Annotated in this window: 21 protein-coding genes; 6 read left to right on the forward strand and 15 right to left on the reverse strand. The window is 73.0% G+C overall.

What is annotated here, in order from left to right; genetic code table 11:
• Nucleotides 1–99 precede the first annotated feature (99 nt).
• Complete coding sequence (locus tag ACFXMG_RS36745) at nucleotides 100–639, forward strand: PPA1309 family protein (RefSeq protein WP_383829373.1); 540 nt, start codon at nucleotides 100–102, stop codon at nucleotides 637–639.
• A gap of 76 nt (nucleotides 640–715) precedes the next feature.
• Here the strand turns inward: ACFXMG_RS36745 and ACFXMG_RS36750 are convergent, their stop codons facing one another.
• From ACFXMG_RS36750 to ACFXMG_RS36765, 4 genes are all read right to left on the reverse strand, one after another.
• Nucleotides 716–1,804 (reverse strand): PDZ domain-containing protein, encoded by a 1,089-nt coding sequence (locus tag ACFXMG_RS36750; protein WP_383829370.1) that lies wholly within the window; start codon nucleotides 1,802–1,804, stop codon nucleotides 716–718.
• A 72-nt stretch (nucleotides 1,805–1,876) separates the two neighbouring features.
• Complete coding sequence (locus tag ACFXMG_RS36755) at nucleotides 1,877–2,017, reverse strand: hypothetical protein (RefSeq protein ID WP_383829428.1); 141 nt, start codon at nucleotides 2,015–2,017, stop codon at nucleotides 1,877–1,879.
• A 235-nt stretch (nucleotides 2,018–2,252) separates the two neighbouring features.
• Nucleotides 2,253–2,714, reverse strand: coding sequence for a molybdenum cofactor biosynthesis protein MoaE (locus ACFXMG_RS36760; RefSeq protein WP_383829367.1), 462 nt, complete (start codon nucleotides 2,712–2,714; stop codon nucleotides 2,253–2,255).
• An 80-nt stretch (nucleotides 2,715–2,794) separates the two neighbouring features.
• The gene (locus ACFXMG_RS36765) at nucleotides 2,795–3,904 is read right to left on the reverse strand and encodes an SDR family oxidoreductase (protein ID WP_383829364.1); all 1,110 of its coding nucleotides are present in this window, start codon (nucleotides 3,902–3,904) and stop codon (nucleotides 2,795–2,797) included.
• Between the two features lie 190 nt (nucleotides 3,905–4,094).
• Between ACFXMG_RS36765 and ACFXMG_RS36770 the strand changes: the two genes are divergently transcribed.
• Together ACFXMG_RS36770 and ACFXMG_RS36775 are read left to right on the forward strand one after the other, a co-directional pair.
• Complete coding sequence (locus ACFXMG_RS36770; protein WP_383829361.1) at nucleotides 4,095–5,528, forward strand: zinc-dependent metalloprotease; 1,434 nt, start codon at nucleotides 4,095–4,097, stop codon at nucleotides 5,526–5,528.
• Nucleotides 5,525–6,046 (forward strand): NUDIX hydrolase, encoded by a 522-nt coding sequence (locus ACFXMG_RS36775; RefSeq protein ID WP_383829358.1) that lies wholly within the window; start codon nucleotides 5,525–5,527, stop codon nucleotides 6,044–6,046. The genes ACFXMG_RS36770 and ACFXMG_RS36775 overlap by 4 nt, the downstream gene beginning before the upstream one ends.
• 63 nt (nucleotides 6,047–6,109) lie before the next feature.
• Here ACFXMG_RS36775 and ACFXMG_RS36780 read toward each other — a convergent pair whose 3' ends face one another.
• The 4 genes from ACFXMG_RS36780 to ACFXMG_RS36795 all read right to left on the reverse strand — a co-directional run bounded on the left by ACFXMG_RS36780 (nucleotide 6,110) and on the right by ACFXMG_RS36795 (nucleotide 9,890).
• Complete coding sequence (locus ACFXMG_RS36780; protein ID WP_383827964.1) at nucleotides 6,110–6,865, reverse strand: AIM24 family protein; 756 nt, start codon at nucleotides 6,863–6,865, stop codon at nucleotides 6,110–6,112.
• A 19-nt stretch (nucleotides 6,866–6,884) separates the two neighbouring features.
• Nucleotides 6,885–7,565 (reverse strand): AIM24 family protein, encoded by a 681-nt coding sequence (locus tag ACFXMG_RS36785; protein ID WP_383827966.1) that lies wholly within the window; start codon nucleotides 7,563–7,565, stop codon nucleotides 6,885–6,887.
• Nucleotides 7,566–7,579: 14 nt separating this feature from the next.
• The gene (locus tag ACFXMG_RS36790) at nucleotides 7,580–9,244 is read right to left on the reverse strand and encodes a TerD family protein (RefSeq protein ID WP_383827968.1); all 1,665 of its coding nucleotides are present in this window, start codon (nucleotides 9,242–9,244) and stop codon (nucleotides 7,580–7,582) included.
• Nucleotides 9,245–9,356: 112 nt separating this feature from the next.
• Nucleotides 9,357–9,890: a M48 family metallopeptidase gene (locus tag ACFXMG_RS36795; RefSeq protein ID WP_383827970.1), complete on the reverse strand. Its 534-nt coding sequence runs from the start codon at nucleotides 9,888–9,890 to the stop codon at nucleotides 9,357–9,359.
• A 143-nt stretch (nucleotides 9,891–10,033) separates the two neighbouring features.
• On the opposite strand from ACFXMG_RS36795, the gene ACFXMG_RS36800 reads away from it, so the two are divergent.
• Nucleotides 10,034–11,242, forward strand: a complete 1,209-nt coding sequence (locus tag ACFXMG_RS36800; RefSeq protein WP_383827972.1) for a TOMM precursor leader peptide-binding protein — start codon at nucleotides 10,034–10,036, stop codon at nucleotides 11,240–11,242.
• Nucleotides 11,235–12,584, forward strand: a complete 1,350-nt coding sequence (locus tag ACFXMG_RS36805; protein WP_383827974.1) for an ABC1 kinase family protein — start codon at nucleotides 11,235–11,237, stop codon at nucleotides 12,582–12,584. The genes ACFXMG_RS36800 and ACFXMG_RS36805 overlap by 8 nt, the downstream gene beginning before the upstream one ends.
• Before the next feature lie 27 nt (nucleotides 12,585–12,611).
• On the opposite strand, the gene ACFXMG_RS36810 is transcribed toward ACFXMG_RS36805, so the two are convergent.
• The 5 genes from ACFXMG_RS36810 to ACFXMG_RS36830 form a co-directional block, all read right to left on the reverse strand.
• Nucleotides 12,612–12,794, reverse strand: coding sequence for a hypothetical protein (locus ACFXMG_RS36810; RefSeq protein ID WP_383827976.1), 183 nt, complete (start codon nucleotides 12,792–12,794; stop codon nucleotides 12,612–12,614).
• A gap of 99 nt (nucleotides 12,795–12,893) precedes the next feature.
• A complete protein-coding gene (locus ACFXMG_RS36815) occupies nucleotides 12,894–13,253 on the reverse strand; it encodes a hypothetical protein (RefSeq protein ID WP_383827978.1) in 360 nt (119 codons plus the stop codon).
• On the reverse strand, nucleotides 13,250–13,618 hold the full coding sequence (locus ACFXMG_RS36820; protein ID WP_031013886.1) for a WhiB family transcriptional regulator: 369 nt from the start codon (nucleotides 13,616–13,618) through the stop codon (nucleotides 13,250–13,252). The genes ACFXMG_RS36815 and ACFXMG_RS36820 overlap by 4 nt, the downstream gene beginning before the upstream one ends.
• 171 nt (nucleotides 13,619–13,789) lie before the next feature.
• A complete protein-coding gene (locus ACFXMG_RS36825) occupies nucleotides 13,790–14,104 on the reverse strand; it encodes a hypothetical protein (RefSeq protein ID WP_383828019.1) in 315 nt (104 codons plus the stop codon).
• Between the two features lie 174 nt (nucleotides 14,105–14,278).
• Nucleotides 14,279–16,483, reverse strand: coding sequence for an ATP-dependent DNA helicase UvrD2 (locus ACFXMG_RS36830; protein WP_383827980.1), 2,205 nt, complete (start codon nucleotides 16,481–16,483; stop codon nucleotides 14,279–14,281).
• A 193-nt stretch (nucleotides 16,484–16,676) separates the two neighbouring features.
• Here ACFXMG_RS36830 and ACFXMG_RS36835 point away from each other — a divergent pair, with 193 nt between their 5' ends.
• A complete protein-coding gene (locus ACFXMG_RS36835) occupies nucleotides 16,677–16,919 on the forward strand; it encodes a mycoredoxin (RefSeq protein WP_383827982.1) in 243 nt (80 codons plus the stop codon).
• Between the two features lie 69 nt (nucleotides 16,920–16,988).
• On the opposite strand, the gene nudC is transcribed toward ACFXMG_RS36835, so the two are convergent.
• Both nudC and ACFXMG_RS36845 read right to left on the reverse strand, forming a co-directional pair.
• Nucleotides 16,989–17,936, reverse strand: a complete 948-nt coding sequence (nudC, locus tag ACFXMG_RS36840; RefSeq protein ID WP_383827984.1) for an NAD(+) diphosphatase — start codon at nucleotides 17,934–17,936, stop codon at nucleotides 16,989–16,991.
• 56 nt (nucleotides 17,937–17,992) lie between these two features.
• Entirely contained in the window at nucleotides 17,993–19,411 is a 1,419-nt protein-coding gene (locus ACFXMG_RS36845) for a dipeptidase (protein WP_383827986.1), read from the reverse strand.
• Nucleotides 19,412–19,419: the final 8 nt, after the last annotated feature.

The raw sequence follows: 19,419 nt of genomic DNA on the forward strand, positions 1-19,419 counted from the left end.
TCGGAAAGCGGGCCCCGCGATCGTAGAGCCCACAGATGCAACTTACTGACGCTTTACCTAGTTCCCGTCTCGGGGGGAAGAGGAGGCAGGATATTGGTCATGTCCAACGTTTCCCCCTCGGGCCCGCCGATGGCCTCCAGTCCCCTCACCCGTGCGGTGCTCGAGATCGACGAGTACGCCTCGGGTCTCGGCTGGGACCGGCCCGCCCGCCTCTTCGCCCTGGTCGACACCGCTCGGCTGCGGGCCCAGGCACCCTCGCTGAAGCTCGGCGAGGACGCCACCGCCTACACCCCGATCGAGCAGGAGGAGATCCCCGCGGGCAAGCCGCTCGACGAGTTCCTCGGCACCATCGCCTGGCCCGCCGGGGTCGCCGGCTGTGCCCTCACGGTGGAGCGGCTGATGCTGCCGCCGTCGGCGGAGGCCCAGGTCCCCAAGGACCTGAGCGGCGCCGCGCTGAACAAGTGGGTGGCCCGGCACCCGGACCGCCAGGAGGTGCGGATGACCGTGGCCGTGCTGCGCGGCGGTGCCCGCGAGGCGGCGATCCGGCTGCGCGAGAAGGACTCGCCGACCGAGGTGCTGACCGGCCCGGACCTGGTGCCGGGGCTCGCCGACGCGCTCGCCGCGACCTTCGAGAGCTGAGCGGTACGGGGCGCTGAGCCGGTCGCGTACCGGCTCAGCCCTTCGCTTTCAGGTCTTCGCGGTCAGCTCTTCGCGTTCAGCTCTTCGCGCAGCTCGGCAGGTTCGCCGTGTCGCCCTTGCGGAGCTTCTCCAGCGACTTCGTCGCGTCGGCGATGGTGTCGACCTTGACGAGGGTCAGCCCGTCGGGCGTGTCGCCGGCCGCGGTGGCGCAGTTGTCGGCGGGGGTCAGGAAGTACTCGGCGCCCGCGTTCCGCGCGCCGACGAGCTTCATCTGGATGCCGCCGATCGGGCCGACCTTGCCGTCGTCGTCGATGGTGCCGGTGCCCGCGACGAACTTGCCGCCGGTCAGGCTCTCCGGGGTCAGCTTGTCGACGATGCCGAGCGCGAACATCAGGCCGGCGCTGGGGCCGCCGACGTCGGCCAGGTTGATGTCGATGGTGAACGGGAAGACGTGGTCGGTGCCCGCCTGGATGCCGACGATCGCCCGGTCGCCCTCCTCGGACTTCACGGTGGTGATGACCACCTTCCGGGTGACGGTGGCCTCCTTGCGTGCCTTCTCGGCGGCGGCCGCCTCCTTGGCCGGGACGACGGTGAACTCGACCTTGTCGCCCGGCTTCCGCTCGGTCACCTGCGCGGCGACGTCGGCCGGCTTCGTGACCTTCACACCGTCGACGGCCTTGATCACGTCACCGGCGTGGAGGGTGCCCTCCGCCGGGGAGTCCTTCACCACGGAGGCGACGACGACGCGGGTGCTGAAGGGGATGCCGAGCTCGTCGAGGGCGGCGACCTTGGCGCTCTCCTGCGACTGGCTGAACTCCTCCGCGTTCTCCTGGCTCGACTCCTCCTCCGTCTTCCCGTCCGGGTAGAGGGTGTCGTGCGGCACGACCACGTTGTCGTGGGTCAGCCAGCCGTAGACCGCCTCGACGGCGTTCATCTTGTAGTCCGCGCTGGTGACCCTGACCGTGGTCATGTTGAGGTGGCCGTCGGTCGGGTAGGTCTTGCGGCCGGAGATCTGGAGGACCGGCTCGCCGCGCGCCTCGCCCAGCGTGTTGACGGTGGGGCCGGGGCTCATCTCCGAGTACGGCACCGGGATCAGGACGCCGGCGATCAGCAGGCAGATCAGGACCAGGGTGGAGGCGAGCATCGTCGCGGTGCGGCGTGGCATGGAACGACAGTACGGGACTCGCCTGTGCGCGCACCCCTGGGGCAGTCCGTACGGGACCCTCCCTGCCGGGCCTCAGCTCGTGGGCGAGGTGGTGGCGGGGGTCGCCGTCGGGGCCGGTTCGTGGACCGGGAGGAGCGGAGCGGAATCGGGTGCGGTCGGGTGGGCACGCTCCATGGCGTCCCTGAAACGGGCGTAGCCGGCGAGCTCGGCCACGTCACCTATGGTCTTGTTCCTCTGGACCCAGCTTCCCCATATCGCCGCGCCGACGACTGCGAAAAGCGGAATCAGCAACCAGGCCAGCGCTGCCATCCCGACCTCCCATCCCCAGTGAGTTGATCAGCAGATTATTCATCTGTGTCACCAACGCTCGGGCCTGGGGGCCGGTTACGCAAATCGGGCGTTCGGCTACGCCGTGTCGGCGCGTCGCCTTGCGCCCCGAAAACCCCCCTCAGCAGGCTCCGACCCACTCCTCTGTGCCATCCGAGAAGGTCTGGTGCTTCCAGATCGGGACCTCGTGCTTGAGGTCGTCGATCAGCATGCGGCACGCCTCGAACGCCTCGCCGCGGTGAGGGCAGGAGACGGCGACGACGACCGCCAGGTCGCCGACCGTGAGGTCGCCGACGCGGTGGACGGCCGCCAGGGCGCGGACCGGGTAGTTCGCCACGACCTTCTCGGCGACCCGGCGCAGCTCGTCCTCGGCGCTCGGGTGGCACGAGTAGCCCAGCGCGTCCACGTCGGCGCCGCCGTCGTGGTCGCGCACGGTGCCCACGAACAGGGTCGTGCCGCCCGCGGCTGAGTCGCCGACGGCCCGGAAGACCTCGTCGACCGAGAGCGGGGTGTCGCGGATCGCGAGCAGCTTGATCGGGTCTTCCGCTGCGTGCTCACCGGGGTGGTCGTGCGTCGTGGTCATGCCGTCCATGGTGCCGCACGCCGCCGACATCCCGGAATAGCGTTTTCGACCGGTGGACCGGGACCCTCCGTAGGAGGGTCCTACAGTCCGCGCCGCTTCCGCATCTGCCGCACCAGGGCCGCCGTGCCCAGGAGGGCCACCGTGGCACCCGCCGCGCCCGCCGCCGTGGCGTCCTTGCGGCCCAGCCGGCGGCCCGCGACCGTGTGCCGGCCCTGGACCTCCTCCAGGAGCGCCGCGAGGACCTCCTCGTTGGTCCACTTCGGCCGCCAGCCCGCGTCGTGGAGCCGGCCGACGCTCACCACCCAGGGGTGCATGGTGTAGGCGAGGTCCCCGGCCGGGGACGGGGTGAGGCCGATCCGGTGCAGCCGCGCGGCGGCGCCGAGGGCGACCGCGGAGGGCAGCTCCATGCGGCGGATCCCCGACAGCTCCTCGACCTCCTCCTGCTCCAGCCAGCCCTCGCAGCCGACCGCGAACTCGCCGTCGACCTTCTCCAGGGCCGCGTACTCCAGGGCGCTGACCAGGTCGTCCACGTGGCAGAACTGCCAGGTGGGGCGGGAGCCGGCGACCACGAGCAGCCGGGGCGACTCGAAGTAGCGGGTCAGCGCCGTGTCCGTACCGCCGACGAGGACGGCCGGGCGGACCACGGTCACGTTGAGGCCGGGGTGGGCGCGGGAGCCGCGGCGGCCGAGCCGCTCGATCTCCAGCAGGTCGCCGACGCCGGTGGCCTCGGCGGTGGCCCGCAGCTCGGCGTCCTCGGAGAGCGGGATGTCGTTGTCGGGCAGCGCGCCGTAGACCATCGTCGAGGTGCACAGGACGACCCGGTGCACACCGGCCGCGGCGGCGGCCGTGAGGACGGTCTGCGTGCCGCGCACGTTGTAGGCCGTCCGGGCGGCGGGGTCGGTCTCCAGGTCGAGGTCGACGGCGAGGTGCACGACGACGTCGGCGCCGCGCAGCTTCTCCGCGATGGCCGGATCCCGCACGTCGAGGACGTGCCAGGTCGCCTCCGCGACCTCGCCGCGCCGCTCGTCGATGCCGATGACCTGCCGGACCTCGTCCGAATCGGCGAGACGCCTGGTCAGCAGGGCTCCGACGCCCGTGGCGGCGCCGGTGACCGCGACGACGGGACCGCGCGCGGCGGACCGGGTTGAGTGGTTTCGCGCTCCGCGAACCTGCGGATCTGGGGAACTCACCGACCGACTCCAGTGGTTGTCTTCAGTACGTACGCGGATGACGCGTACGTACCAGGTGGCGTCCATCCTGCCGCAGGGCACGGCCCGGCGGAGACATGAGCCCATATCCGACCCGGATGTCTACGCTGGTGTTGTGCAGCGGGCAGTCGCCACCGGCAGGAGCCGGTGGCCCTAGGAGCCGAGGAAACCTGTGAGTGACACCCCATTCGGATTCGGCCTTCCGCCGGAGGAGCCGGAGGACGGCGACGAAGGCAAGAAGAAGGACCCCGCCGGAGGTGGCCAGGGGTCCGGTGGCCAGGGCGGCGGCAATCCGTTCGGGGCGAACCCGTTCGGATTCGGCGGCCTCCCCGGCATGGGCGGCCAGGGCGGCGCGGACAATCCGTTCGCCGCGATGTTCGGGTCGATGAACCCGTCGGACCTGGGCGCGGCCTTCCAGCAGCTCGGGCAGATGCTCAGCTACGAGGGCGGTCCCGTGAACTGGGACATGGCCAAGCAGATCGCCCGCCAGGTGGTCGCCCAGGGCACCGCCGACGGCGTCAAGGACGCCAGCGTGGGCCCGGCCGAGAAGTCCGCGGTCGAGGAGGCGGTCCGCCTCGCCGACCTGTGGCTCGACCAGGCCACCTCGCTGCCCTCCGGGGCGAGCACCGCCGTGGCGTGGAGCCGCGCCGAGTGGGTCGAGGCGACCCTCCCGGCGTGGAAGGCGCTGGTGGACCCGGTCGCCGAGCGGGTCGGCACGGCCATGGGCGACGTGCTGCCGCAGGAGATGCAGGCCATGGCGGGCCCGCTGATCGGCATGATGCGGTCGATGGGCGGCGCCATGTTCGGCCAGCAGATCGGGCAGGCCATCGGCGCGCTCGCGGGCGAGGTCGTCGGCTCCACCGACGTCGGCCTGCCGCTCGGCCCGGCCGGCCGGGCCGCGCTGCTCCCGCTGAACGTGGAGTCCTTCGGCAAGGACCTGGGCGTGCCCTCCGACGAGGTGCGGCTCTACCTGGCCCTGCGCGAGGCCGCCCACCAGCGTCTCTTCGCGCACGTGCCGTGGCTGAAGGCGCACCTCTTCGGCGCGGTCGAGAGCTACGCGCGCGGGATCAAGGTCGACACCTCGAAGCTGGAGGAGGCCGTCTCCCAGCTCGACCCGACCCACCCCGAGCAGCTCCAGGAAGCGCTCCAGTCCGGCATGTTCCAGCCGCAGGACACGCCCGAGCAGAAGGCGTCCCTGGCCCGTCTGGAGACGGCGCTCGCGCTGGTCGAGGGCTGGGTGGACGCGGTGGTCCACGAGGCCGCCAAGACCCGGCTGACCTCGGCGGACGCGCTGCGCGAGACGCTGCGCCGGCGCCGGGCCACCGGTGGCCCGGCGGAGCAGACCTTCGCCACCCTGATCGGTCTGGAGCTGCGCCCGCGCCGGCTGCGGGACGCCTCCCGGCTGTGGGCCTCGCTCACCGACGCCCGGGGTGTCGACGGGCGCGACGGCCTGTGGGAGCACCCCGACATGCTGCCGACGGCGACCGACCTCGACGACCCGGACGGCTTCGTCCACCGCGAGCACCTGGACTTCTCCGAGCTCGACAAGATGCTCGGCGAGGCGGCCCAGGGCGACAAGCCCGAGGACGGGGACGACGAGAAGTGAGCCTGCACGACGACGCGGTCCTCGTCCTGAAGGGGTACGAGGGCCAGCCGGAGCTGCGCGAGCTCTACCTGGAGCACCTGGCGGCGCATCCGGACGGGATGTACAAGCCGTGCGGAGCGGGGCACCTCACCAGCAGCGCGCTGGTGATCGACCCCTCGCGCGGGCGGGTGCTGCTCACCCTGCACAAGAAGCTCGGCATGTGGCTCCAGATGGGCGGCCACTGCGAGGAGGGTGACGCGACGGTCGAGGAGGCGGCGCTGCGCGAGGCCGGCGAGGAGTCGGGCATCGCGGGTCTGACGCTGCTGCCGGGCGGGCCGGTGCGGCTCGACCGGCATCCGATCCCGGCGCCCTGCCACTGGCACCTCGACGTGCAGTACGCGGCGCTGGCCCCGGCGGACGGGGTGGAGCGGATCAGCGAGGAGTCGCTGGACCTGAGGTGGTTCGCGTACGACGAGGTGGCCGGCGTCGCGGACACCTCGGTGGCGCGGCTCCTGGAGGGCACGCTGGCCCGGCTGTGAGGTGACGGCGAAGGGCCCCCGGTTCTCCCGGGGGCCCTTCGCCGTGTCCGTGTCCCTGTCCGCTCAGTTCCAGGCGTTGTTCTGGTTCTGGGCGTGGGCGCCGTGCTGGCCGACGCCGAACTGGGCGGCGGCGCCCTGTCCGATCGCGGCGTTCTGCGGGGGCATGACCTCGCTGGGCTGGACCAGGGCGAAGCCCTGGCCGAGGAAGCTGAGCTCCCAGCCCTCGCCGGTGTTGCCGCGGCGGCTGCGGACGCTGCTGTTGTGCGTCTGGGCCTGCATCTGGACCCGCAGCGAGGTGGACCAGGCGACGATCGCGTCCGCGTCGGCGCTGACGTACTTGTCGGGCGTGACCTGGAGCATCAGCGGCTGGCCGGAGGTCATGAGGGCGACCTTGCCGCGGCCGGTGATGTTCAGCTGGTACTTGCCGGTGCCGGAGACCCCGTACTGGCTGTCGACGGCGATGACCTCGGTGTGCAGGCTCGTGTCGAGCGCCAGCACGTACGAGCTGTCGACGGTGAGGCCCTCCTGCTCGACCTCGATGACGTGGATGTACTGGGCGAGGTTGGCGAAGTAGACCGTGCCCTGTCCGGAGCAGCGCATCAGGTCGAGGCCCTCGCCGGTGCGGGCGCGGGCCTGGCGCTGGCTGCCGCTCTGGTACTCGCCGTCGAAGTCGACGAGGCCCTGGTAGGCGACCATGGCGCCCTTGCGGGCCAGGATGTCGTCGTGGCCGGTGAGGCTGACCCGCAGCAGCTGCGGGTTCTGGACGACGTACCGCTCCTGGCTCTGCTGCTCGGCGTGGTTGAAAAGCGGGCTCTGCATGATGTGTTCTCGCTCCCCCTCAGCCCCGGACCCGCAGGCGATCGCTGCTGTCCTCACTCGGCTGTACGACGACGATGCCCTGGCCCGAGAAGGCCATCTGGTATGCCTCGCCGCTGCCCCGCCCGATGAGGGAGGACGCCTTGAAGCTGCGCTTGCCCTTGACCTTGAGCGCCGGCGACCAGGCGACGAGCGCGTCGGGGTCGACGTACGTCTCGTCCTCGCCGCGTCCGCAGTCGACGACGATCGGGGTGCCGCGCGAGGTGAGGGCGACCCAGCCGGTGCCGGAGATCTCCACGTTGAACAGGCCCTGGCCGGCGAACTTGGCGAGGCCCTTGACCCGCTCGACGCCCCACTGGAGGTGGGCGTCGAAGGCGAGGAGGTTGCTGCCGTTGACGGAGATCGAGTCGTTCTGGAGGTTGATCACGACGACGTCGGCGCCGTAGTCGGCGAGGTAGAGCAGGCCGTCGCCGACGCACTTCATGATCGGCGCGCCTTCGCCGGTGGCCCAGTCCTTGGCGACCTGGCGGACGGCGGGCGGGTTGGGCTCGTAGCTGATGAAGCCCTCGTAGGCGACCATCGAGCCGGCCCGGGCGTAGAGGTCCTGGCCGGTGGCCATGGCGACCTTGAGCATGGCGCGGCCGTGGTTCTCCATGCGGGCCGCGATGGGGGTCGGGGCATAGCCCGCGAGCTGCTGGTTCATGGTGTCGGGCTCCCTCAGACCTCGTACGGCTGGACGACGATGAAGTTGCCGGGGGCACCCCGGAACTGGAGGTTCACGGTCTCCCCGCTGTGGCCGGGGTAGGCGTTGCGCCGGAGCCGGACCTGGCTGGAGAGGATGACCTGCGAGGCGGCGGACCAGGCGACGACCGCGTTGCAGTCGGCGAAGGTCGTCGGGGTGACGGGCAGGACCACGGGGATGCCGTGGGTCTTGACGATCACGGTGCCGGTGCCCTGGAACTGCATGGTGAACAGCGCGCCGCCGGGGATGCCGTGACCCTCGATGCGGCGGACCTCGTACTGGAGCGACTCGTCGAAGGCGAGCACGTTCTCCGCGGAGACGCAGATGGCGTCGCCCTGGAGCTCGATCGGGTGCAGATGGGCGCCGTTCTCGGCGAGGAAGACCTGGCCGCGGCCGGTGCAGCGCATCAGCTGCATCTCCTGGCCGGTGGCGTTGCCCACGATCCGGCCGGCGAAGCCCGCGCCCTTGTAGGAGAAGTCGACCTTGCCCTGGTACATGACCATGGAGCCCTGGCGGGCCAGGACGGGGGTGCCGCCCATGGCGAGGTCGACCCGCAGGAGCTGCTGGTTCTGCGGGGTCCAGCGGGCGCCGGTGGCGGTCTCCTTGAACGGGGCGAGCGCGGCGGCGAGTCCGGCGCCGGTCGCGGGCGCGCCCTGCGGGACTCCCTGCGGCGGCACGCCCGGGGGCATGCCGGGCTGCTGCCCGTAGGGGGCGGGCTGGCCGTAGCCGGGCTGCTGGCCGTACGGGGCCGCGGGCGGCTGGCCGTAGGAGGCGCCCGGCGGCGGGGTCTGGCCCGGGATCTGCCCGTAGGGGGCCTGCGGCGGCTGCCCGTACGGGCCGGGGGCGGCCGGGGCGGGAGCCGGCGGCGGCACCGGGGCGGGGGCGAGCGGCGCGACCATCGTCGGCTGGGTGTGCACCGGCTGCGGGGCGGGCGGTGGGGTGGGCGGCTGCGCGCCGTAGCCGGGCTGCGGGGTGCCGTAGCCGGGGGCGGGAGCGGGGGCCGGCGCGGGAGCCGCGGGGGCTCCGAAGGCCGGGGGCGCCGCGGCCTGGGCGGGGGCGCCGAAGGCGGGAGCGGCCTGGGCGGGGGCCTGCTGGGGGGCGGCGGGCTCCTCCTCCATGACCTCGCCACCGAAGTTCCGCAGCAGCGCTTCCAGGCCGCCGTCGAAACCCTGGCCGACGGCGGCGAACCGCCACACGTCCTTCAGGTAGAAGTCGCCGAGCATGACCGCGCGCTCGGTGGAGAACTCCGCGCCGGTGAAGGCGTAGCGGGCGACCTCCTCGCCACCGGCCACGATCCGGATCCAGCCGGGGCCGACCTGCGACATCTGGCCGTCGCCGTCGATGGTGGCGGTGAACGCGAGCTTGTGGATCTGCGGGGGGATCCGGTCGAGGGTGACGCGGAAGGACTCGGTGTCCCCGGCCTGCGCCCCGAGCTGCTGGATGGACTCCTCGGGGGACTTCGGCTGGTTGAAGAAGACGAAGTACCGGTCGTCGGACAGCCGCTCGTCGGCGTCGAGGCCGAAGCAGCTGATGTCGAAGGTGAGCCCGGGAGCCGAGATCTGCACGCCCACGTACAGATCGGTGCCCGCGGTCAGATCACTGATCTTGGCCTTGTGGCCGCGTTGGAATTCCCTGGCCATGCGTAACGACCGTCCCCCATCCCGATGGCGAATGACTCGCGCCAGGCTAACCGCTGGGGCCGACATTGAGACAGGGGAGGTCGGATCCGGTACGGAATCGGGAAATCGCGCGTCAGGGCGTGCGGTCGCCGTCCGGCGGGGTCGGGAGGCGGTCCCCGGCGACCACTCCTTCGAGGTAGCCGCGGGCCCGCTCGGTGCGGGGGTACGCCTCCAGGAGCCGCCAGAATCCGGGGCCGTGGCCGGGGACGAGCAGGTGGGCGAGCTCGTGCAGGAGGACGTAGTCGACGACGTACTCGGGCATCGGCTGGAGGCGGTGGGAGAGCCGGATGCTGCCCTCGGCGGGGGTGCAGGAGCCCCAGCGGCTGTTCTGGTTGGTGACCCAGCGGACCGAGTCGGGCCGGGCCTTCCCGCCGAGGTACTGAGCGGAGAGGCGGGCGGCGCGCTCGGCCAGTTCGGCGTCGCCGCGGGTGGCGCGGCGCTCCTTGTCCCGGTCCTTGGCGTCGAGCTTCTCCAGCATCACCCCGACCCAGCGGCGCTCCTCGGCCTCCGACATCCGGGCCGGGATGAGGACGATCGTGCGGTCCCCCTCGCGGTAGGCGGAGACGGAACGGGTGCGGCGGGCGCTCCTGCGGATCTCGACTGGCACGCCGTCGACGGTACCGGGCGGGGCCTACGGAATCCCCTTCGTATGACCTATATGACTTTCGGGCGTGCCTGTGGACAACTTTCCGCACCGTTGCGCGCCGAGGGGCAGTCTGATTCCGGAGGGCACGAGGAACGGGGGCGGGAATGCATCCGATGGTGAAGCCGGCGCTGCGCCGGGCGTGGCGGAGTCTGACGTGTGTGCAGTACGGAGTGACGCCGGCGCACGCGGTGGTGCTGGATCCGGTGGACGCGGCAACGGGCCGGCTGCTGGGGCTGATGGACGGGACGCGCGGGACGGCGCTGCTGCGGGCGGAGGCGGCGGCGCTGGGGCTGCCGGAGGGGCGGCTCGACGCGCTGCTCGGACGGCTCGCGGCGGTGGGGCTGCTGGTGGAGGCGGCCGCCGGTCGGCCGGGGCGGGCCGGTCCCGAGGCGGGGGCGGTGGACACGGCGCTGGATCCGCTGCGGGCGGACCTGGCCTCGCTGTCGGTGGTGTGCCCGGAGCCGGACCGGGCGCTGCGGACGCTGGCGGCCCGGCGGGAGCGGCGGGTGCGGGTGCGGGGCGCCGGGCGGGTGGGCGCGATGGTGGCGGCGCTGCTCGCGGCGGCGGGCGTGGGCGGGGTGGAGGTGGTGGACGGGGGCCGGGTCGAGCCGTGGGAGACGGCGCCGGGCGGGCTGCCGGCGGAGGCGGTCGGCGAGCGGCGGGTGGCGGCGGTGCGGCGGCTGGTGGGGCGCTGGGCGCGCGGTCCGGTGGCCGCGCGGCGGGCGGGCCGGCGCGCGGTGGGGGGTGACGGGGACGGCGGGGTGGCGGTGTCACTCGTGGTGGTGACGGACCGGGACGGGCTGGGGGTGCGGGTGCCGGATCCGGTGGCGGCGGAGCCGTGGACGGCGGCCGGGGTCCCCCATCTGTACGCGGGGGTGGTGGAGGCGACGGGGGTGGTGGGCCCGCTGGTGCTGCCGGGCGGGACGGCGTGCGCCCGGTGTCTCCAGGAGGAGGCGACGGACCGGGACCCGGCGTGGCCCCGGCTGCTCGCGCAGTGGCGTTCGGGGGCGCCGCATCCGCTGCCGGCCTGTGACGTGGCGCTGGCGACGGCGGTGGCGGGGCTCGCGGCGGCGCACGCGCTGGCCTTTCTGGACGGGGAGTTGCCGTCGAGCACGGGGACGCGCTGGGAGGCGGCGCTGCCGTCGCTGGCGTGGCGGTCGGAGCGGCTGGTCCCGCACCCGGCCTGTCCCTGCGGGGCCGCGCGCGGCAGGGTGGGGGTGGGCGCCTCCGCAGCCGGGGAGGCGCGGTCCACAATGGCGGGGCGCGGCTCCCCGCGGCACGGCAGTCTGGGAATTGGAGGGGCTCATGTCTGATCTTCCCCGGAAGGCGGTCACCCGGACCGCCAAGTTGGCCGCGTTGCCGCTGGGCTTCGCGGGCCGGGCGACATGGGGTCTGGGCAAGCGGATCGGGGGCAAGTCGGCCGAGTTCGTGGCGCGGGAGCTCCAGGAGCGGACGGCGGAGCAGCTGTTCAAGGTGCTCGGGGAACTCAAGGGCGGGGCCATGAAGTTCGGCCAGGCGCTGTCGGTCTTCGAGTCGGCGCTGCCGGAGGAGATCGCCGGTCCCTACCGGGCGGCGCTGACGAAGCTTCAGGAGGCGGCGCCGCCGATGCCGGTGCGGACGGTGCACGGGGTCCTGGAGGAGCGGCTCGGGTCGGAGTGGCGGGAGCTGTTCCTGGAGTTCGAGGACAAGCCGGCGGCGGCCGCGTCGATCGGGCAGGTGCACCGGGCGGTCTGGCACGACGGGCGTGAGGTCGCGGTCAAGGTGCAGTACCCGGGTGCCGGGGAGGCCCTGCTGTCGGACCTGGCGCAACTGGGCCGGTTCGCCCGGCTGCTCGGGCCGCTGGTGCCGGGGATCGAGGTGAAGCCGCTCATCGCGGAGCTGCGCGACCGGGTGTCGGAGGAGCTGGACTACGCCCTGGAGGCGCGGGCCCAGCGGGAGCACGCGGAGGTGTTCGCGGACGATCCGGACGTGGTGGTGCCTCAGGTGGTGCACCAGGCGGAGCAGGTGCTCGTGACCGAGTGGATGGAGGGGATCCCGCTCGCGGAGGTGATCGCGGAGGGCGGTCAGGAGGAGCGGGACCGGGCGGGGCAGTTGCTGGCCCGGTTCCTGTTCTCGGGTCCGGCGCGGACGGGGCTGCTGCACGCCGATCCGCATCCGGGGAACTTCCGGCTGCTGCCGGCGGCCGGTGACGGCGGGGCGGACGATCCGGCGGGGTGGCGGCTCGGGGTGCTGGACTTCGGCACGGTGGACCGGCTGCCGGGCGGGCTTCCGGAGACGATCGGGGCCTGTCTGCGGATGACGCTGGAGGGCGACGCCGAGCGGGTGTACGGAATGCTGCGCTCGGAGGGCTTCGTGAAGGAGTCGGTGGCGCTCGACCCGGAGGAGGTCCTGGCCTACCTGCTGCCGATCATCGAGCCGGCGGAGGTGGAGTCCTTCGTCTTCACCCGGGGCTGGATGCGGACGCAGGCGGCCCGGATCGCCGATCCCCGCTCCCCCGCGCACCAGCTGGGGCGGCAGCTGAACCTGCCGCCGTCGTATCTGCTGATCCACCGGGTGACGCTGTCCACGATCGGCGTGCTCTGCCAGCTGAACGCGACGGTCCGGCTGCGGGACGAGCTGACCGCCTGGCTGCCCGGTTTCGACCCGGCGGCCTAGCGGGCGTCCTGGCGGGCGGGGGGCCGCTCACCACCAGGAGGAGTCGAGGCGGCCCTCGATGGCCCGGATGTTGGCGCGGGCGCACTCCTCGCAGAAGTACGTGCGGCGGCCGTTCTCGACGGAGCAGGTCCAGGTGAGGGGGAGGGTGTCGGCGGTCCTGCCGCAGCGTGCGCAGGCCACGGGCTCCTCCGCGGCGCGGGGCTCGTTCATCCTCGTGACGATAGCCCGGCGGGGCGGTCTCGGCGGGGCAACGCACCGCGGGGGCCAGTCCGTTCGGACCGGCCCCCGCGGGGACGCCTGGTGGGGCGCTCAGTTCATGACGGCCATGGCCAGCGCGCGGCGGGCGCGCAGCGAGACGCGCTCGGCGCGGCGCTGCATACGCCGGGCGGCGACCAGGCGCACGGCCTGACGTTCCGCGTCGGCCTCACGCCGGCGCTCGTGCATATGGGCACGGGCCAGGGCTTCTGGGATGAGTTGCATGTCACGGGTCCTGTTCTGACGCGGCGCGGGGGCGCCGGCGGTGGTGAAGTCGGGGGTAGCGGAGCCGGTGGGCTCGGTGGCGGGCGTGGTCATCGGGGCCTGCTTCTGGGGATCGTGCGTGAGGGGGTGGTCGATCGTTCCGGTGCGCCTGGGGGCCTTGTGCGGTGCCTCCCAGGTCAGGGCGGTCATGCCGCGACCGGGTTCTTGCGCGGACGGCCACGGGGCCGCTTGCGGGCGACGACCACGCCCTGGACGAATAGCTCGCCGCCCCAGACACCCCAGGGCTCACGGCGCTCCTTGGCGCCGGCGAGACAGGCCGCGACCAGCGGGCAGGTCTTGCAGAGGGACTTGGCGTACTCGACGTCGGCCGGGGACTCGGCGAAGAAGACCTCCGGGTCGTAGGCACGGCAGGGGACGGGGACGCCGAGGTTCTCGATGGCGTCGTCGAGCGCGGTGAGCGATGTCAGGGGGGTCAAGGCGTGGTCCTCCGTGAGGCCGGACGGGGGGATCGTTTCGGAAGGCGGTACGGACGGGGCGTGCGCTTCGAGTTGCACGGGTGTCTTTCCTCGTCTGGTCGTTTCCGGCCGGTGGGCCGGGTCTTCGGCTGGTACCGGGTTTTCTTGTCCCGAGGCCCCTTCGCTCCGTCGCCCCCGTTCGGGGACAAACAGAAGGGCCGCGGATCCCGGGTGGGGTTCCGCGGCCCTGAAGGCGCCGGCCTGATCAGGTCAGGCTGGATCACTCCAGGGTTCGAGCCCACGGAAGGCCCACATCGTGTGGTGCTGCGTCGTCTGCTGCTTGCCGGCACCGGCTGCCGCGAAGCCATAGGCCGTAAATCCGGCCTTGCCCTCTTCAGCCACCCGTGCCTTGGTCGGTCGCTCATCGCGCTCGATGGGGGCCATGCCGCGACCGGACAGACCGGTGACGGGCAGACCGCTGCCAAGGAGCGCAATGGCGGAGAGGCCGAGCGAGCAGGCGGAGGCGACCGAGCGATCGGTCATTTTGGCGGTGCTGACGACGGTGTTGCTCTTGATGTTGCTGATCACTGGAATCGCCTCCTCTCGGCGTCTCGGAGAGCTCGGGGGTGAGCCGGGCTCTCGATGTTCATTTGGACAAGTACAGCACGAGACAGGGCTTCATAGAAGCCGCTGCTGCGTGGTTAAGAACCTATGGGGCTTGACGGGGCAGGCGCAAACTATTTTTCCCACGAGTTTCGATCAGACGTCCTCCGCACTCGTGAGACCCTCCTCACTCAGGTCCTGACCTGCGCAGATGGCGAGGACGTCGGCTCCGAAGCGGTCCAGCTTGCGGGCGCCGACCCCGGCGATCACGGCGAGTTCGCCCCCGGAACCGGGAACCCGCTCGGCGATCGCCATGAGCGTCTTGTCGGTGAACACGCAATAGGCCGGCTGGCCGAGCTCGCGGGCCCGGTCGGCGCGCCAGTCGCGCAGCCGCTCGTACAGGCCCTCGTCCATGTCGGAGGGGCAGTCCTCGCAGCGGAGCAGTTTCATGGCGCCGGCCTCGGTGAGGGTGGTGCCGCAGACCCGGCAGCGGACGGGGCCGCGCGGGCGGCGGCGGGCGCCTTCGCCGAGCGGGCCGCCGGGGCCGCCCCGCTCGATGCCGCCGGCCCCGCCGTAGCCCCCGGCGCGGCTGCCGGAGCCGGGGCGCAGGCCCTTGAGGAAGCGGCTGGGGACGCGGGAGGCGCGGCCGCCCGGGGAGCGGGAGAGCGCCCAGGAGAGCGTGAGGTGGACGCGGGCGCGGGTGACGCCCACGTAGAGGAGCCTGCGCTCCTCCTCGATCTGCTCGTCCGTCTTCGCGTAGGTGATCGGCAGCATGCCGTCGGTGAGGCCGACCAGGAAGACGGCGTCCCACTCCAGGCCCTTGGCGGCGTGCAGGGAGGCGAGGGTGACGCCTTGGACGGTGGGGGCGTGCTGGGCGGCGGCCCGCTCGTCCAGCTCGGCGACCAGGTCGGAGAGGGTGGCGCCGGGGTGGGCGGCGGCGAAGTCGTCGGCGAGCCGGGCGAGCGCGGCGAGCGACTCCCAGCGGTCCCGGACGGCGCCGGAGCCGGCCGGCGGCTCGCTGGACCAGCCCTGGCCGGAAAGCACCGCCCGCACCTGGGCCGGGAGGTCGTCGGCGCCGTCGAGGAGCGAGTCGTTCGCGCCGAAGCGGGCCGCGCCGCGCAGGGCCGCGCCCGCCTCCCGTACCTCCTGGCGCTCGAAGAAGCGCTCGGCACCGCGCAGCTGGTAGGGGACGCCGGCGTCGGCGAGGGCCTGCTCGTAGACCTCCGACTGGGCGTTGATCCGGTAGAGGACGGCGATGTCGCCGGCCGGGACTCCGGCGGCGATCAGGTCGCGCACCCGGCGGGCGGTGCCCTCGGCCTCGGCGGGCTCGTCGCCGTACTCGGTGTAGACGGGCTCGGGGCCGCGCTCGCGCTGCGAGATCAGCTCCAGGCGGTGGTCGGCGGCCCGGCCGCTCGCCTGGTTCAGCAGGCCGTTGGCGAGGTGGACGACCTGGGGGGTGGAGCGGTAGTCGCGGACCAGCTTGACCACGGTCGCGCGCGGGTGGCGGGTGCGGAAGTCCAGCAGGTGGTCGGGGGTGGCGCCGGTGAAGGAGTAGATCGTCTGGCTGGCGTCGCCGACCACGCAGAGGCTGTCGCGCTCCCCCAGCCACAGCTCCAGGAGGCGCTGCTGGAGCGGGGAGACGTCCTGGTACTCGTCGACGACGAAGTGCTGGTACTGGCTTCGGATCTGCTCGGCGATGTCGTGGCGGTCCTGGAGGATGCCGACGGTGAGCAGCAGCACGTCCTCGAAGTCGATCACCGAGCGCTCGCCCTTGAGCTGCTCGTACATCGCGTAGATCTGGCCGATCTCCGCCGGGTCCCGGGGGGCGTCCCGCCGGGAGCGGGCGACGGCCGCCGGGTAGTCGGCGGGCACGGTCTGGGTGACCTTGGCCCACTCGATCTCCGCCGTGACGTCCCGCAGCTCGTTCCGGTCGAGCCTGACCCGGCAGCGGGCCGCGGCCTCGGCGACCAGCTGGACCTTGCGCTCGACGAGCCGGGGCAGCGGGCCACCGATCGCTTTCGGCCAGAAGAACTGGAGCTGCCGGAGGGCCGCCGAGTGGAAGGTACGGGCCTGCACCCCGCCCGCGCCGAGCTGGCGGAGCCGGCCGCGCATCTCGCCCGCGGCGCGGTTGGTGAAGGTGACGGCGAGCACGCTCGCGGGCGGCAGCACGCCCGCCCGCACCCCGTAGGCGATCCGGTGGGTGATGGCCCGCGTCTTGCCCGTGCCGGCGCCCGCGAGGACGCACACCGGGCCGTGCAGGGCCAGGGCGACCTCGCGCTGCTCCGGGTCGAGCCCTTCGAGCACCGCGTCGGCCGTGTCCGGGACCCGGGGGAAGAGGGGGGAGTGCGTCGCTGCTGTCACTCCGCCATGCTGCCAGGTCGGGCGGGCCGGTGCGGCGCGTCGTCCACAGGCCGGGGGCCGTGGTCGTACGGTCGCATGATCACCCCGGCGGGCCGGAAGCGGCGCAGGTCACCCGGCGTGCGGGAATGGCGGGCCCGGTGGCGTACGTTCTCCCTTTCGGCACCTACCCCCGAACCATGAGGAGCGCCTGGCCATGCAGGGCACCGTGACGATGTACAGCACCGAGTGGTGCGGCTACTGCCGCCGGCTGAAGGGCCAGATGGACCGCGAGGGCATCGCGTACACCGAGATCAACATCGAGCACGACCCCGCCTCGGCCGAGTTCGTGGAGAAGGCCAACGGCGGCAACCAGACCGTCCCGACCGTCCTCTTCCCGGACGGCTCGACGCTGACGAACCCGTCGCTCGCTCAGGTCAAGCAGAAGCTCGGGGCCTGAGCCGTACGCAGTGAGGAGCCCCCGCCGGATGCTTCCGGTGGGGGCTCCTCGTTGTGTGGGGGTGGCGGTTCAGATGATGTCGCCGGGCTTCGGGAGGGGCTTGCCGTACCAGAGTTCGATGAGGCGGGAGGCGATCGAGATGCCGTAGGGGGGCAGTACCTCGCCCGAGGCGAAGCCGGCCTCCAGGTCCTCGCGGGAGAACCAGCGGGCCTCGTGGATCTCCTCGCCGTCGACCTCGATCTCCGGGGAGGTGGCCCGCGCGAAGAAGCCCAGCATCAGGCTGGACGGGAAGGGCCACGGCTGGCTGGCCACGTAGGAGACCTCGCCGACGGTGACGCCGGCCTCCTCGAAGACCTCCCGGACCACCGCCTGCTCGATCGACTCGCCCGGCTCGACGAACCCGGCCAGCGTCGAGAAGCGGCCCTCCGGCCAGTGCACCTGGCGGCCGAGCAGCGCCCGGTCCTGGTCGTCCGTGACCAGCATGATCACCGCCGGGTCGGTGCGCGGGTAGTGTTCGGCGCCGCAGACCGGACAGCGGCGGATGTGCCCGGCGGCCGCGATCACCGTGCGCTCGCCGCAGCGGGAGCAGAAGCGGTGCAGGCGCTGCCAGTTCTCCAGGGCGACCGCGTGGGTCATCAGGCCCGCGTCGCGGGGCGACAGGAGCAGACCGGCCTCCCGCAGGCCCGCCGGACGGGCCGACTGGTCCATGCGGCCCGGCAGCGAGTCCTTCTGGAGCGCGAAGTACGAGACGCCGTCGGGGTCGGTGCCGAGGAAGTAGCGGTGGGTCTCGGTGACCGGCGCCTCGAACGCCGGGGTCATGACGAGCTCGGTCGTGCCGTCGGGGCGGTCGTCGATCAGCACCTGGCCGCCCGACACCACGAAGACCCGGGTGGTGGGGTGGCTCCAGGCGGCCGCGAGCCATGCCTCGTCGAGCCGGTGGTGGGCCGCGCGGTCGATCCCGCTCGGGGCGGTGAGCGAGATCGGGCGGTCCGCGAACGCGTTGTTCAAGGTGCTCACAGGTGCTTCCAGCTCCCCCGGTTCGGTGTCAGTCATTACGGCGTCCGGCCCGGCGCTCAGCGCTCGCCGGCGCTCAGGGCGGCCGGAAGGTCGCCCCACAGGTACGCGGTCGTCTCGACGCCCTTCATGAGGAGGTCGAGCTCGACCTTCTCGTTCGGCGCATGCCAGCCGTCGGACGGGACCGAGATGCCCAGGAAGAGCACGGGCGCGTCCAGGACGTCCTGGAGGTCGGCGGCCGGTCCCGAGCCGCCCTCGCGCGTGTAGCGGACGGTGGCCCCGTCGAAGGCCCGGCTCATCGCCCCGGCCACCGCCGTGAGGGCCGGGTGGCCGAGCGGGGTGAGGCAGGGGCGGGTCGGGGCGCCGAAGACGATCTCGTACCGGATCCCGGCGGGCACGAGCCCGGCCAGCCACTCCCGCACCAGCGTCTCGACCCGGTCCGGGTCCTGGCCGGCGACCAGCCGGAAGGACAGCTTGAGGTGGGCGGAGGCGGGCACGATCGTCTTGCCGCCGGGGCCCTGGTAGCCGCCGCCGATGCCGTTGACCTCGGCGGTCGGGCGGGCCCAGACGCGCTCCAGGGTCGAGTGGCCGGCCTCGCCGAGGGTGCCGTGGGAGCGGGCGGTGCGCAGCCAGGCCGCCTCGTCGAAGGGGAGCTCGGCGACGAGCCGCCGCTCGGCCTCCGTGAGTTCGCTCACCCCGTCGTAGAAGCCGGGGATCGCGACCCGCTCGTCGGCGTCGTGCAGGGCGGCGACGATCCGGCCCGCGACGGTCGCCGGGTTGGGCACGGCGCCGCCGAACGATCCGGAGTGGATGTCCTGGTCGGGGCCGTACAGGTCGATCTCGCAGTCGGCGACGCCGCGCATGCCGGTGCAGACGGTCGGGGTGGTCTCGGACCACATGCCGGTGTCGGAGACGATCACGACGTCGGCGGCGAGCCGGCCGGCGTGGGCCTCGACGAGCGCCCGGAAGTGCGGGGAGCCGGACTCCTCCTCGCCCTCCACCAGCAGCTTGAGGTGGACGGCGGGCGCCGTGCGGCCGGTCGCGGCGAGGTGGGCGCGGACCCCGAGGGTGTGGAAGAACACCTGGCCCTTGTCGTCGGCCGCCCCGCGCGCGTACATCCGCCCGTCGACGACGGTCGGCTCGAACGGGTCGGTGTGCCAGCCGTCCTCGCGGGCCGCCGGCTGCACGTCGTGGTGGCCGTAGACCAGCACCGTCGGCGCGTCCGGGTCGGCGGACGGCCACTCGGCGAAGACCGCCGGGGCCCCGTCGGTCTCCCAGACCTCGACCGTGGTGAAGCCCGTGTCCTTCAGGGCCGTGGCGAGCCAGTCGGCGCTGCGCCGCACGTCCCCGGCCCGCTCCGGCTGCGCCGACACGGACGGGATGCGCAGCCACTCCGCGAGCTCGCCGAGGAAGGCGGCGCGGTGCTGCTCGATGTACGCGCGTACGGGCTGGACGACGCTGTCCGGGGTCTCGCTCATGCTCCCGA

The sequence above is a fragment of the Streptomyces sp. NPDC059201 genome, from assembly GCF_042754585.1.
In the GTDB taxonomy this organism is placed as follows: Bacteria; Actinomycetota; Actinomycetes; order Streptomycetales; family Streptomycetaceae; genus Streptomyces.

Bases quoted from the DNA above. Each gene is read 5' to 3' on its own strand.
- ACFXMG_RS36780 (WP_383827964.1), bottom strand. From the start codon at position 6,865: ATGCAGAGCCCGCTTTTCAACCACGCCGAGCAGCAGAGCCAGGAGCGG.
- ACFXMG_RS36750 (WP_383829370.1), bottom strand. From the start codon at position 1,804: ATGCCACGCCGCACCGCGACGATGCTCGCCTCCACCCTGGTCCTGATC.
- ACFXMG_RS36800 (WP_383827972.1), top strand. From the start codon at position 10,034: ATGCATCCGATGGTGAAGCCGGCGCTGCGCCGGGCGTGGCGGAGTCTG.
- ACFXMG_RS36760 (WP_383829367.1), bottom strand. From the start codon at position 2,714: ATGACCACGACGCACGACCACCCCGGTGAGCACGCAGCGGAAGACCCG.
- ACFXMG_RS36805 (WP_383827974.1), top strand. From the start codon at position 11,235: ATGTCTGATCTTCCCCGGAAGGCGGTCACCCGGACCGCCAAGTTGGCC.
- ACFXMG_RS36815 (WP_383827978.1), bottom strand. From the start codon at position 13,253: ATGACCGCCCTGACCTGGGAGGCACCGCACAAGGCCCCCAGGCGCACC.
- ACFXMG_RS36785 (WP_383827966.1), bottom strand. From the start codon at position 7,565: ATGAACCAGCAGCTCGCGGGCTATGCCCCGACCCCCATCGCGGCCCGC.
- ACFXMG_RS36790 (WP_383827968.1), bottom strand. From the start codon at position 9,244: ATGGCCAGGGAATTCCAACGCGGCCACAAGGCCAAGATCAGTGATCTG.
- ACFXMG_RS36845 (WP_383827986.1), bottom strand. From the start codon at position 19,411: ATGAGCGAGACCCCGGACAGCGTCGTCCAGCCCGTACGCGCGTACATC.
- ACFXMG_RS36810 (WP_383827976.1), bottom strand. From the start codon at position 12,794: ATGAACGAGCCCCGCGCCGCGGAGGAGCCCGTGGCCTGCGCACGCTGC.
- ACFXMG_RS36745 (WP_383829373.1), top strand. From the start codon at position 100: ATGTCCAACGTTTCCCCCTCGGGCCCGCCGATGGCCTCCAGTCCCCTC.
- ACFXMG_RS36835 (WP_383827982.1), top strand. From the start codon at position 16,677: ATGCAGGGCACCGTGACGATGTACAGCACCGAGTGGTGCGGCTACTGC.